This is a genomic window from Terriglobales bacterium, assembly GCA_035651995.1.
Lineage (GTDB): Bacteria > Acidobacteriota > Terriglobia > Terriglobales > Acidobacteriaceae > DASRER01.
In genome coordinates, this window is record DASRER010000028.1 from 82,981 (window position 1) to 96,188 (window position 13,208).

The window sequence follows — 13,208 nt, forward strand, 5'->3', positions numbered from 1 at the left end:
CGCTGTACCGACATGCGCGCCTTCTGCTTTTTCGCCCTCATGCTCATCGCCGCCCTCGCCTTCGCCCAGGCGGGCGACAGCTCCGCCGACGCCGCCGCGCCCAAGGCTCCGCCCCGCGCCAAACCCGAGCCCGTCGAAGACGTCATCCACGGCCACCGGATCGTCGATCCCTACCGCTGGATGGAAAACGCCGACAGCCCTGAGACGCAGCGCTACGTCGCCGATCAGCTGGCCTATACGCGCAGCCGGCTCGATCCGCTCCCCGGGCGCGACCGCATCCACGCGCGCCTCACCGAGCTGCTCAACATCGGCACGGTGACCGCGCCCTCCGTCGCCGGCAAGTATTTCCTTTACACGCGCCGCGACAGCGGGCAGAACCAGCCCATCCTCTACGTCCGCGAAGGCCTCGCCGGCAAAGACCGCGTGCTGGTTGACGCCAACCAGCTCGCCGCCGACGGAACCGTCGCCCTCGACTGGTGGTACCCGACGCACGACGGCAAGTACGTTGCCTACGGCCTCTCCTCCTCCGGCTCGGAGATGAGCACGCTCTACGTGATGGAAATCTCGACCGGCCGCAAACTCGCGGAAGCCATCGACCGCACGCGCGCCGCCAGCGTCGCCTGGCTGCCCGACAACTCCGGCTTCTACTACACGCGCTATCCCCGCGCCGGCGAAGTGCCCGCGGGCGAAGAGTTCTACCACCGCAGGGTCTTCTTCCACCAGCTCGGCTCCAGCCCTGACGGGGGCGCCGACGCGCTCGTCTTTCCTCTGAAAGAAGACGTGAAGCCCGACCAGTGGACCAGCGTCCAGGTGTCGGAGGACGGCAAGTGGCTGCTGGTGGGCCTCTCCACTGGCTGGACGAAAACGCAGCTCTTCCTGAAGGAACGCGCCTCCAGCGCGCCCTTCGTCGAGATCACCCAGGGCAAAGAATTTCTCTACACCGCCGACTTTTTCCGCGGCGAGCTCTACATCCACAGCAACGAAGACGCGCCGCGCTACCGCATCTTCAAGGTTGCGGCCGCGAACCCGGCGCGCGCCAACTGGCGTGAAATCGTTCCCCAGTCTGACGCGGTGATCGAAACGGCCGGCATCGTCGGCGGAAAGATCTTCGCCACCGGCGAGAAGAACGCCACCTCGCTGCTGAAGGTCTACTCGCTCGACGGCAAGCTCGAAGCCGAACCGAAGCTGCCGGGCCTCGGCACCGTGCCCGCGTTCGGCGGCACTTACGACAGCAACGACGCCTTCTTCAGCTTCAACTCGTTCGTCGTGCCGCCCGCCGTCTTCCACTACGACATGCGCACGCGGCGGTCGTCGGAGTGGGCGCGCGTCGCCGCGCCGGTTGACGCTTCGCCCTACGACGTTCGCCAGGTCTGGTACACGTCGAAAGACGGCACGCGCGTGCCCATGTTCATCGTGGCGCGCAAGGGCCTGAAGCAGGACGGCTCGAACCCCACGCTGCTCACCGGCTACGGCGGCTTCAACGTGAGCGAGCGCCCCGCGTTCAACCGCTCGCTCTACGTCTGGCTCGAGCACGGCGGCATTTATGCGCTCGCCAACCTGCGCGGCGGCTCCGAGTTCGGCGAAGACTGGCACCGCGCCGGCATGCTCGACAAGAAGCAGAACGTCTTCGACGATTTCATCGCCGCCGCCGAATACCTGATCGCCGAGAAGTACACCTCGCGCGAGCACCTCGCCATCCAGGGCGGCTCCAACGGCGGGCTGCTCGTGGGCGCCGCGCTCACCCAGCGCCCCGATCTCTACCGCGCCGTCATCTGCCAGGTGCCGCTGCTCGATATGCTGCGCTACCAGAACTTCAAGATCGCCAAGCTCTGGGTTCCCGAATACGGCTCGGCCGAAGACGCCAGGCAGTTCGACTTCCTCTACGCCTACTCGCCGTATCACCACGTCAAGGACGGCGTGAAGTACCCGGCCGTGCTGCTCACCACCGCCGACAGCGACAGCCGCGTCGATCCCATGCACGCCAAAAAGATGGCCGCGCGCCTGCAAGCCGCCAACGCCGGACCCAACCCGATCCTGCTGCGCATCGAGCCCAAGGCCGGACACGGCGCCGGCAAGCCCGTCACCAAGCAGATCGAGGAAGGCGCCGACATCTGGTCGTTCTTGTTCTGGCAGCTCGGCGTCAAGCCGTAGCGGCCTGGCGCCATTTCTGGCCGCGCCAAGGTCACCGCCGCGCTCGATTTTCGCGAACGAAAGCGTCCGTGCAGCGGCCTCCACGATCGGTACTAAGTGCCTGCTGCTGATTTCATCTGCTCACCTTGCGATAACATCGTCCTTCGCCCAATGGAAGCCTCGTCCCGGCCCGCGTTGCAGCAATCCAGGTCTGCGTCGCCGATGGCGCTTTATGCCGCCGTCACCGCGCTGAGCGCTTTCCTGCTGTTCCAGGTGCAGCTCATCATCGCCAAGTGCATCCTGCCGTGGTTCGGCGGGACGGCGGGCGTGTGGACCACCAGCGTGTTCTTTTTCCAGGCGCTGCTGCTCGCCGGATACGCCTTCACCCACGCGACCGGCAAGCTCGCGCCCCGCGCGCGCTTCCGCCTTCAGGCCGCGCTGATGATCGTGTCGCTGGCCCTGCTCGCGGTGCACGCCGTTGCCTGGCGCTCGCCCATCACGCCGGTCGCCGCGCCCGCGATCACCGGCGCCAGGCCCACGCTCGGACTGCTGCTGCTGCTCGTCACCAGCGTCGGCCTGCCGTTCCTGCTGCTCTCCACCACGTCGCCGCTGCTGCAGGACTGGTACGCGCGCTCGCAGGGCGTCGCGCCGTATCGGCTCTACGCGCTGTCGAACCTGGGCTCGCTCGCCGGACTGCTCACCTATCCCTTCGTGGTCGAGCCCGGAACGACGCTGATCACACAGGGATGGCTCTGGGCCATCGGCTACGCGGCGTTCGTCGGCGGCGTCATCGTCTGCGGGCTCGGCGCCAGCCGCATTGAACCAGTGCCGGCCGCTGCCGAGAGTGGACCGAAGAAGCAGCGCGCGAAAGCACCACGCGCCGCCACGACAACCTGGGGAACGCGGCCTCAGGTCATCGCCGCGTCCTGGATCCTGCTCTCCGCCGGCGGCTCCAGCCTGATGCTGGCCACCACGAACTTTCTCTCGCAGGACGTGGCCGCGGTCCCGCTGCTGTGGGTGGTGCCGCTCTCGCTCTACCTGATCTCGTTCATCGTCACGTTCAACAACGACCGCTTCTATCGCCGCGGCATCTTCCTGCCGGCGCTGGGCGTCGCGATCGCGGCCATGCTCTACGCGCTGTTCCGCAGCGGCTTCATCAAGGTGCGGATCGAAATCTGGCTCTATAACTTGCTGCTGCTCGCCGGATGCATCGTGCTGCACGGCGAACTGGCGCGGCTGAAGCCGGCGGCGGCCGGTGACGACAAGCGCCAGCTCACGCGCTTCTACGTCGCCATCGCGCTGGGCGGCGCCGTGGGCAGCACGTTCGTCGCGCTGCTGGCGCCGCATCTTCTCCCCGACGTCTGGGAGTTCCACATCTCTGTGTTCGCCGCCGCGCTGCTGGCGGTGCTGGCGCAGCTGCGCGATCCCGATTCCTGGCTGCGCCGCGCCGAAGCGTGGAAGTCGCTGGCGGCCGTCACCCTCGCCGCGGTCCTGCCCATCGTCGCGGCGATGGAATTCCGCTCGGTGCTCTCGCAGGGCCTGCGCGCGGCCTACTGGATCGCGCTCGCGGTGTGCGCGCTTGGCGCCATCGTCTTCCGCGTGCTCGAAGATTCGGGCGGCCGGCGCCGCGTCTCGCAGGCGATTGCGGCCGGCGCCGCGATTGTGCTCGGGCTCACGCTCTACCTGCACACCACGCAAATCGAAGGACTGCCGATCGCGCGCGTGCGCAATTTTTACGGCGTGGCGCGCGTCGTCGAGCTCGATCCCAATGACCCGGTGCGCCACGCCTACGAGCTCTACCACGGACGCATCCTGCACGGCATACAGATGCGCGCGCCCGGCATGCGGCACCGCGCCACGTCGTACTACGGCAACCAGAGCGGCGCGGGCCTGGCGCTGAAGTACCAGACGCGCCGCTGGAGCACCGACCCGCAGCAGGCCACGCTGCGCGTCGGCGTGGTCGGACTCGGCGCCGGCACGCTGGCCAACTACGCCGTGCCGGGCGACTACTTCCGCATCTACGAGCTGAACCCGCAGGTCGCCGCCTTCAGCCAGGGCGCCGAGCCGTATTTCACGTCGGTGCGCGACTGCCGCGGCGCCTGCGAGATCGTGCTGGGCGACGCGCGCATCTCCATGCAGCGCGAAGCTGACTCCGGCCAGTTGCAGAAGTTCGACGTGCTGGTGCTCGACGCCTTCAGCGGCGACGCCATCCCCGTCCACCTGCTCACGCGCCAGGCCTTTGAGCTTTACTTCCGGCATCTGCGCGACGACCAGAGCCTGATCGCCATCCACGTGACCAACCGCGTGGTGAACCTGCTGCCGGTGCTCGCTCACCTGGCGCGCGTGATGAAGCTCGAGGCGATCCAGATCAGCGCGCCCGCACGCGGCGCCTACATCCTGGAAACCAACTACGTGCTGCTCAAGCGCGCGCCGGTGGTGCTGAAAGCGCCGCCGCTCGATCCCGGCGTGAAGGTCACCGACCTCGGGCCGGAAGGGCCGCTGTGGACCGACGACTTCAGCAATATCTACTCGGTGCTGCGGTAGGGCGAGTCTTCACCGCAGAGATCGCAGAGGAAACTTCCTTACCGCGGATGAACGCGGATTAGCACGGACCAAAACCCAAACCATAAAGCTTGCAGGATTTTTTCTTTCGGAGGGGCGTGGCTTCAGCCGCGCCGTTCCGGGCGCATTGAGATTGCGCTTGAGCGCCTGAGGTATTTCTTTCGCGCGGCAGGAGCGAAGACCTCAGCGGCTGAAGCCGCTCGCGTTGGCGGCTGGTACGGCACGGCGCTGGCAACCGCTCGCGTCCCGGGCTGAAGCCCGGGCCTACCAAGCCGTGCCCCTCCGAAAACAAGAAGGGCCCAGGGCTGAAGCCCATGAGAGCGCGCGACCTTTTCACCGGGCTGAAGCCCGGTGCTTCCACCGAAAAATCAAGCACCGTCGGAAGCGCCCGGACGTGACGTCCGGGCCTACGCACTCTCGGCGAGCCTCCGCGTCCTCTGCGTCCCCTGCGGGGGGAAGTCCGGCATAGGACAACGACTCTGGCCGGAGCGGCATCGCATTGACCGTCTGAGCGGGGGGAGTGTCCGTGGAAAGGGAGAGGCGGAGGGGCGAGAGGATTTCCCTGGCCGACAAGTACTGCAAGCTGGCCGACAAGATGCTGCATCCGCCTGAAATTCCCGTCTATGACCGGGCCAAGGCGCTGGTGCGGCAGAATCATGAGCAGCGCGAGGTGATGCGGCGTCTGCTGGCGGACCAGCGGCGGCGGCGCGAAGAGGCGCACAAGACGGCGGAGCGGGCCAGGAAGAACGGCAAGGGGAAGACGGCGTGAACGGCCTGAGTTTCAAGTTTCAAGTTTCGAGTTTCAAGCAAAACCCCTAAGGCGGCGAATTCCCCACCCTTCGCCAAAGGAGGGCGAAAGGGTGGGGCATCCGCGGTGTTGGTGGTGCGGGCGAAATACATCAATCCTCCACCCCAACGCGCCAAAGGAGGGCGCGTCGGGGGCCCCGGCCTGAGCCCGCAAAGAGCGCGGGCTCAGGATGACCCGATCTTTGATTGTGCGATTGAGGTCAACTGATGTGCGTTAATTGTGCAGGCACCCGGACGAGGGCGTGCCCGCTACAACATCCGTGGCCGAGAAGCTTGGTGCGGCACGAATGATAGCGGCGGTGTTGGGGTCCTTCGCTTCGCTCAGGATGACTCGGACTGATGAGTCGTGATGGCGCGAGCACGCGGACGAGGCCGCCACGCCATCGCGCCAAAATCGGGCGCGTTGGGGGCCCCGGGGCGTCCGCGTCACGCGCGGTTCGTGGTCACCCAACGGATGGACCGTGGTGGCGCGCCGACGGGCGAGGGCGCCCGTCGCTACATCGTGGACAGTCGGGCGGCAGAGAATCCGTGTTCATCCGCGTTCATCCGCGGTAAGGGTTCGGGTTCGCGTCCCGCATGGCGAATTGACCCTCCGGCAGCAGCATGCTATAAGACATAGTTTCGTGTCGGCTGGGGTGATGAGCCTGGGCCGGCGGAACCCCGGCCTCCCGGGCCCTGTCGGAGCATCGATGGAAGACAGGTGAGAGCGCGGCCAAATCTCAAGTCCTTTCTTTGTGGTGGAAGCGCGCTCCAAATGCACGTTTCAAGTTTCCCGTTTCACGTTTCCCGACGTCAGCCGCGCGGTCCGTGGCGCAGGCGCGTTTGAGGCAAGCGAACGCGGGATGTATTTGGGGCGCCAGACGGCACTGCGCTCGCTGGGCTCGCGTTCCGGGCTAAAGCCCGGAACTACCCAGTCGAGCCCAACAAATCGCTGAAGCCGCGTCCCTCGAAATCACAAAAGCCCGCGCCTGCACACGAATGCGGCGCGGGTGATGCACGTTCGGAGGAACCATTATGTTTGCTTCGCTGGTGGCGAGCCTCGCGTACTTTCAGGGGAGCGCAACGACCGGAGAGGGCTCGAACTGGCTGTGGCTGGCGCTGGGAATCAGCGTGGCCGCGCTGCTGATGGCGTTCGTTTTCGCCCGACAGGTTTTGGCGGCCGACACGGGAACGGCCGAGATGCAGGCGATCAGCAACGCCATCAAGGAAGGCGCCGAGGCGTTCCTGCGCCGCCAGTACAAGACGATCGGCATTCTGAGCGTGGTGCTGGCGATCGTGCTTGCCGTGGGTTACTCCCTCAGCGAGCGCAACCGCGCGGTGATGTGGCCGACGGTGATCTCGTTCCTGATTGGCGCGGCGTGCTCGGGCGCGGCCGGATTCACCGGCATGTACGTCTCCATCCGGGCAAACATCCGGACGGCGAGCGCGGCGCGCACTTCGCTGAACCGCGCGCTGCAGATCGCGCTGAGGGGCGGCGCGGTGACCGGGCTGGTGGTGGTGGCGCTCTCGCTGCTGGGCGTGGGTTTGCTGTTCTTCTTCTTCCATGGCCTGGACAACCCGCGCTCGGTGCCGTACGAGATTGTCGGGTTCGGGTTCGGCGCAAGTTTCGTGGCGCTGTTCGCGCAGCTGGGCGGCGGAATTTACACCAAGGCCGCGGACGTGGGCGCTGACCTGGTGGGCAAGGTCGAGGCGGGCATTCCGGAAGACGATCCGCGCAATCCGGCGGTGATCGCTGACCTGGTCGGCGACAACGTGGGCGACTGTGCCGGCCGCGGCGCCGACCTGTTCGAGTCCACGGCTGCGGAAAACGTGGGCGCGATGATCCTGGGCGCGGCGCTGTATCCGCACTTCGGCATCAAGGGAATTCTCTTCCCGCTGGTGGCGCGCGCGTTTGGCTTGATCGCGTCGACGTTCGGCATCCTGATCGTAAAGACGAAAGAAACCGAAGACCCGATGGCGGCCCTGAACCGCGGCTACTACCTGACGACGGTGCTGGCCATCGCCGGCTTCGCGGTGGCGGTCTTCTACCTGCTGCAGGGCAACTGGTGGTTCCTGGGGTCGGGCGTGGTGGGGATCATCACGTCGTTCCTGTTCGTGTGGATCACGCAGTACTACACCGAGTATCGCTACCGACCGGTGGCGGAGATTGCCAAGGCGTCGACGACGGGCCCGGCGACGAACATCATCAGCGGACTGGCGGTTGGCCTGGAAACGCCGGCGCTGCCGGTGATCGTGATTGGCATTGCTCTGCTGCTGGCGTACTGGTTCGGGCTGAAGGGCCTGGAAGGCGTGGCCGGCATGAGCGATTACGCCAAGGGAATTTACGGCACGGCGATCGCCACCATGGGCATGCTCTCGACGGCGGCGTACATTCTGGCGATGGACACGTTCGGTCCGATCACGGACAACGCGGGCGGAATTATCGAAATGTCGCACCAGCCGGAGGAGATTCGCGTCAAGACCGACCGCCTGGACGCGGTCGGCAACACGACCAAGGCGCTGACCAAGGGATACGCGATCGGCAGCGCGGCGCTGGCGGCGTTCCTGCTGTTTTCGGCGTATCTGGATGAGATTTCCGCGATCGTGGGCAAGCGGGTGGGCGCGCCGCTGGGCGTGACCGACTTCCGCTACTCGTTCGAGAACATCAACCTGGCGAACGTGCCGGTGTTCGTGGGCGCGCTGCTGGGGGCGATGCTGGTGTTCCTGTTTTCGTCGCTGGCGATCAAGGCGGTGGGCAAGGCGGCGCAGTACGTGATCGAAGAAGTGCGCCGGCAGTTCCGCGAGAACCCGGGCATCATGCAGGGCACGTCGAAGCCGGACTACGGACGCTGCGTGGACATTGTGACCGGAGCGGCGCTCAGGCAGATGGTGCTGCCCGGAATTCTGGCCGTCGGCATGCCGATAGCCGTGGGCCTGGTGTTCCGCTACTTCACCGGCTTCCGCGTGGGCGAGATGACCGACATCGTGGTGGCGGGGGTGCGCGTGCCGGCGCAGAACCTGATTGGCGCCGAGTCGGTGGCGGCGCTGCTGATGGTGGGCACAATCTCCGGCATCCTGCTGGCCACGATGATGAACAACGGCGGCGGCGCCTGGGACAACGCCAAGAAATTCATCGAGACCGGCCAGTACGGCGGCAAGCGCTCGGAGGCCCACAAGGCCGCGGTGGTGGGCGACACGGTGGGCGATCCGTTCAAGGACACGGCCGGGCCGTCGCTGCACGTACTGATCAAGCTGCTGAGCACGATCACGCTGGTGATGGCGCCGCTGTTTGTCTGACGGCAGTGGATCGTGGCTGGCGGACAGTGAATCGGGCCGCGCCGCAGACGCAGCGCGGCCCGGTCTTTTTTCCCCGAAACAATCTCTGATGAATTACGAGCGGCGGGCGGAAGCTCCGCCGGCGAGTTCGCGCAGAGCTTCGAAGAGGCCACTGCGCGGATCGGCGCTGGGCGGAATGGCGTCGAGCGGGATGGTGGCGGAGAATTGCGGCGAGCGGCGGCGATAGCGCACGGCGTGAAACTCGCGCTGGCGCGCGGCGAGCAGCGCGTCCATCATGGGCGAGAGTTCGCCCCGCCACTCTTCGCGCGTGGTGATGAGGAACGGCTGCGTGTGCTCCACCTGCCATTGCACGGGGCGGCGCGGATTGAGGCGGCGCGTGCGTCCGATCCAACGGTGGTTCTGCACGTCGAGGTCGAAGTCGGGAGCGAGGCCGAGGTCGGCTTCGAAGGTGACCATCTCGGGCTGATTGCGGACCGCCGACATCAGCCAGAGCAGCGGGAACTCGCGCGGGGTGAGTTGCACGTCAACCGAGGCATGCTGGAAGGGAGCGGTGAAGATGCGGAGCTGGGCGTGGAAGCGCGAGGCGGAGGTCCAGTGCACGCCGACGACGGCGCCGTGTCCGGCGAGAGCTCCCTCGATGAGGCGCAGCGCGCGACATGAGCGCTTCCGGTTGGCGCTGCGCAGGACGACGTACCACAACGCCAGCGCGAGCATCGCGGCAACAACGGAAGTGAGCAGCCACAGCAACATCTGATTGGTAGATGCCACCGCGCCGGTGAACGATGTCAGGCAGGGAACCCGACCGCTGCTACCCCGGACGAAGCGGCGGAAAACGAGGCCAGAATGATACCAGTACCGGGTGGCGAGTCGCGAGTAGCGAGTGAAGGCGGTACCCGGATGCTCCTACAGGCCCTTGTAGATGCCGCCGTCGACGAGCAGCGTTTGGCCGGTGATGTAGGAGGCGCGCTCGGAAGCGAGCCAGACGATGGTGTCGGCGACTTCTTCGGGGCGGGCGAGGCGGCGGAGCGGAATTTCAGCAGACCAGGTCTGGCGGATGTGGTCGGGCGTGACGCCCAGGGCAAGCGCGCGCGTGCCGGCGAGCTCTTTGAGGCGGCCGGTTTCGGTGTATCCGGGAGCGACGTTGTTCACGGTGATGCCGTCTTGGCCGAAGTCGTTGGAGAGGCTCTTGACCAGGCCGACGACGGCGGCGCGCACCGCGTTGGACATGATCAGTTCGGCAATGGGCTGCTTTACCGACACGGACGTGAGCGTGACGATGCGTCCCCAGCGCTTGCGCTGCATGTGGGGAATGACCTCGCGGGCGAGATAGACGACGCTGAGGAAGTTCACCTCGACGGCGCGCTGCCACTCGTCGCTGGTGACGGAGAGGAAGTTCTTGGCGGGAGGTCCGCCGGCGTTGGTCACGCAGACATCGACGCCGCCGAAGCGGGCAGCGACGGCGCTGACGAAGTCGCGGACGGCGGAGGGATTGGTCACGTCGAGGGCCTGCGCGAAGACGTCGGCACGATGGCGAGAACGGATTTCGGCGGCGGCGGCGTTGAGTTTGGCTTCGCCGCGGGCGCACATGGCAACGCGCGCGCCTTCGGCGGCGAAGCGCTCGGCGGTGGCGCGTCCGATGCCGGTGCTGGAGGCGGCGACGAGGGCGACTTTGTCTTTGAGTCCGAGGTCCATAAGGCAAGTTTCGAGTTTCAGGTTTTAAGTTTCGAGTAAAGACCGTTGCAGCGCGATTCAGCAAAACTCAGGCGTCCCCGCGGGACCGGTTCCGTTCCCTCTCCTATCCCAGCACGTCGTGCTGGCTACATTCAGCCGCCCTTCAAGCAAAGCCTGCGGAACATTTGGGCCGTCCTGGCGCCCGGGGGCGCGGGGCCGGCGGGCGAGGACGCCCGCCGCTACAGCGCGCGATCTCCCTTCTATTGCGGGGGCCGGGCGGGCTCGGCGACGACGACCTGCGCGGGGCGCGCCGGGCGGATGTTATTTTTTTCCAGGCACTCCTTGATGCGGCGGCGCAGCTCGCGGCCGACACGCAACTGGTCGGCGGGGCGCGTCTTCACCAGCATGAGGTAGTCAACTTCGCCGCCGGTGACGCGCTCGATGCCGGGAACGTCCGGATCGCCGACCATGGCGTCGGCAAAATCGGGATCGTGGCGCACTTCATCAGCGACCTGGCGGAGGACGGCGAGGACGCGATCGCTGTTCTCGTCGTAGGCGACGTTGATGTGCAGGGCGAGCTGCGACCAGTCGCGCGTGAGGTTGCTGACGATCTTGATTTCGCTGTTGGGGACGAAGTGCAGCGAGCCGTCCTGGTCGCGGAGGACGGTCTTGCGCAGGGTCATGTTCTCGACCGTGCCCTTGACGCCGGCGATGCGCACGATGTCGCCGAGGTCGTACTGGTTCTCCATGAGGATGAAGAAACCGTTGATGACGTCGCGCACCAGGGTTTGCGCGCCGAAGCCGACGGCGAGTCCGACGATGCCGGCGCTGGCCAGCAGCGGGCCGACGGCGATGCGCATGGTGTTGAGGACTTCAATGACGGCGAAGAAGACGATGACGGCGGCGCCGACGCTGTTGATGACGCCGGAGAGGGTGCGGAGCTGCTGCACGCGGATGCCCGTGGGCAGCGCGGGCTGGCGGCGGCTGTACTCGGCGAGGCGGCCGGTGGCGCCGCGCAGCATGCGCAGCAGCACCATGGCAACCACGAGAATGGCAATGATGCGCAGCAGGTCGGGGACGGCCTGATGACGCAGCCATGAGGCGAAGTCGGAGGTCCAGTATTCGAGCAGGTCCTGCACGTCTCTTGTGAGCTCGTGTTGCGCGCAACCAGCGCGCGATTATAACAAGCGGGTTGGGAAGCGGCGATGCAGCTCCAGTTTCAAGTTTCAAGTTTCAAGTTTGGAGTTTCAGGTTTCGAGTAAGGGCCGCGGCGCGGCGGTCTTGACCCGCGTCAGCGCCGCGCAGAACGCGGCGCGGAACGCGGGGCGCCCCCGCACGACGTCCGGCGCACAACTGCTCGCGGGCGGGGCCGCCCGCGTTTACACGGTCGGTGGTGAGGCGGGAGCTCTGGCTATAATCGCTGGCAAGACTCCCGAGGTGATTAGGTCATCATGAAACGAGCAGCCGCCGTGTTTCTGTTTGTGCTGTTGGGGTGGAGCATCCCCGTGCCCGCGTGGCAGTTGCCGCCGGCGCCGGATGCGTCGCAGGGACGGGTTGGGCGCCCGCGGGACCGCGCGCAGGACGAGCAGATCGAGCGCCTGGAGCGCGAGCAGGAGAAGAGGCGCAATAAGCAGCGCCAGGAAGAACTTCAGAAAGACACGGACAAGCTGCTGGAGCTGGCCACGCAGCTCAAGCAGTATGTGGACAAGAGCAACGAGCACCTGCTTTCCATCGACGTAGTGCGCAAGGCGGAAGAAATCGAGAAGCTGGCGCACTCGGTGAAGGACAAGATGAAGAGCGGTCTTTGAGTTTACAGTTCACCGTTCACCGTTAGGGCGGCGCGACCGGCTTTTTACCGTGAACAGTAAACGGTCCTTGCTTCCCACCGCGCCGTGGGCACGCGCCGACGGGGGGACGCCCGCCGCGGCAACGTGGAGGGCTGCGGTGGCGTAGGGGCGCGGGCGGGGCCGCCCGTGTCCACACGGTCCGTGCCGGCTAACGAAAATCTCGGCAAAGAAAAATGCGCGGGCGAACCCGCGCACTGTGGAAACGTTATCGCGACTATTGAATCGGGCTGGCCGGGGCGGGCGTTATTGTTTCGTTGGTCGTAAAAGCCAAGGTCGCACCGAGAGCGAAGGCGGCGCCGGAGATGCCGATGGCGGCAGCGTTGCTCAGGAACAGAGCTCCTGCGCCAGCTCCTGCCTGAGCGCCCGCGGGTTTAGGCGCCGCGAACATGATGGCCTTGCCGGGCTGGAGCAGCATTTCGCTCTTTCCGTCGCTGACGCGGACGGCGCCTTCCAAGGCCGCGATCACAACCTTGTCATTGCGCTGGCCAAGGTTAAAACGCGCCTTGGGATTGTCGGGCGTGACGGTAAGGTTCAAAAGCTGCGCCTTCAAGCCGCGCTGGGTGTTGACCAGGACGCTGCCGGTAGAAACACGGAGCTGCCCGGCGTCGTACTGCACTTCCGACTGCGAATTGATCTGCACGGCGCTGCCCGGCATGGAGAGCGTGACAGTACCCTGCTCGCCAGTGCTCACTTTGTCGCCGGCAAAAAGCGCGGTGGAGCGCATCAGGGGAGTGCCGTTGACGGTCACCTTGCCTTGCGGGAACAGCATTGCCGCATTGCCGGTGGCGAAACCAGTATGTGGAACCGCCAGCGCCAGTCCCAGGCTGACGACTTGAAAGAATTTCTTTCGCACGAATCCCTCGCCGGGGAGAACCCACCACGTTAGTACCACATTAACCCGGTTTTATTGGATTG

The 13,208-nt window shown here is 66.0% G+C and carries 9 protein-coding genes; 5 read left to right on the forward strand and 4 right to left on the reverse strand.

Annotation, left to right across the window (positions count from 1 at the left end):
* Window positions 1-12: 12 nt before the first annotated feature.
* The 4 genes from VFA60_10480 to VFA60_10495 all read left to right on the forward strand — a co-directional run bounded on the left by VFA60_10480 (window position 13) and on the right by VFA60_10495 (window position 8,775).
* Window positions 13-2,151: a prolyl oligopeptidase family serine peptidase gene (locus tag VFA60_10480; protein ID HZQ92207.1), complete on the forward strand. Its 2,139-nt coding sequence runs from the start codon at window positions 13-15 to the stop codon at window positions 2,149-2,151.
* Window positions 2,152-2,352: 201 nt separating this feature from the next.
* Window positions 2,353-4,674, forward strand: a complete 2,322-nt coding sequence (locus VFA60_10485) for a hypothetical protein (protein HZQ92208.1) — start codon at window positions 2,353-2,355, stop codon at window positions 4,672-4,674.
* 544 nt (window positions 4,675-5,218) lie between these two features.
* Window positions 5,219-5,461, forward strand: a complete 243-nt coding sequence (locus VFA60_10490) for a hypothetical protein (protein HZQ92209.1) — start codon at window positions 5,219-5,221, stop codon at window positions 5,459-5,461.
* 1,052 nt (window positions 5,462-6,513) lie between these two features.
* Complete coding sequence (locus VFA60_10495) at window positions 6,514-8,775, forward strand: sodium-translocating pyrophosphatase (GenBank protein ID HZQ92210.1); 2,262 nt, start codon at window positions 6,514-6,516, stop codon at window positions 8,773-8,775.
* Between the two features lie 93 nt (window positions 8,776-8,868).
* Here VFA60_10495 and VFA60_10500 read toward each other — a convergent pair whose 3' ends face one another.
* The 3 genes from VFA60_10500 to VFA60_10510 form a co-directional block, all read right to left on the reverse strand.
* A complete protein-coding gene (locus VFA60_10500; GenBank protein HZQ92211.1) occupies window positions 8,869-9,543 on the reverse strand; it encodes a hypothetical protein in 675 nt (224 codons plus the stop codon).
* A gap of 135 nt (window positions 9,544-9,678) precedes the next feature.
* Window positions 9,679-10,467 (reverse strand): SDR family oxidoreductase, encoded by a 789-nt coding sequence (locus VFA60_10505; GenBank protein HZQ92212.1) that lies wholly within the window; start codon window positions 10,465-10,467, stop codon window positions 9,679-9,681.
* Window positions 10,468-10,706: 239 nt separating this feature from the next.
* Complete coding sequence (locus tag VFA60_10510; protein ID HZQ92213.1) at window positions 10,707-11,585, reverse strand: mechanosensitive ion channel family protein; 879 nt, start codon at window positions 11,583-11,585, stop codon at window positions 10,707-10,709.
* A 312-nt stretch (window positions 11,586-11,897) separates the two neighbouring features.
* On the opposite strand from VFA60_10510, the gene VFA60_10515 reads away from it, so the two are divergent.
* Window positions 11,898-12,254 carry a hypothetical protein gene (locus VFA60_10515; GenBank protein ID HZQ92214.1) on the forward strand — a complete coding sequence of 119 codons (357 nt, stop codon included), beginning with the start codon at window positions 11,898-11,900 and terminating at the stop codon, window positions 12,252-12,254.
* Between the two features lie 253 nt (window positions 12,255-12,507).
* On the opposite strand, the gene VFA60_10520 is transcribed toward VFA60_10515, so the two are convergent.
* Entirely contained in the window at window positions 12,508-13,146 is a 639-nt protein-coding gene (locus VFA60_10520) for a hypothetical protein (protein ID HZQ92215.1), read from the reverse strand.
* Window positions 13,147-13,208 lie beyond the last annotated feature (62 nt).

Excerpts from the sequence above, each read along its gene's own strand:
- VFA60_10480 (HZQ92207.1), top strand. The coding sequence starts at position 13 with ATGCGCGCCTTCTGCTTTTTCGCCCTCATGCTCATCGCCGCCCTCGCC.
- VFA60_10485 (HZQ92208.1), top strand. The coding sequence starts at position 2,353 with ATGGCGCTTTATGCCGCCGTCACCGCGCTGAGCGCTTTCCTGCTGTTC.
- VFA60_10495 (HZQ92210.1), top strand. The coding sequence starts at position 6,514 with ATGTTTGCTTCGCTGGTGGCGAGCCTCGCGTACTTTCAGGGGAGCGCA.
- VFA60_10505 (HZQ92212.1), bottom strand. The coding sequence starts at position 10,467 with ATGGACCTCGGACTCAAAGACAAAGTCGCCCTCGTCGCCGCCTCCAGC.
- VFA60_10515 (HZQ92214.1), top strand. The coding sequence starts at position 11,898 with ATGAAACGAGCAGCCGCCGTGTTTCTGTTTGTGCTGTTGGGGTGGAGC.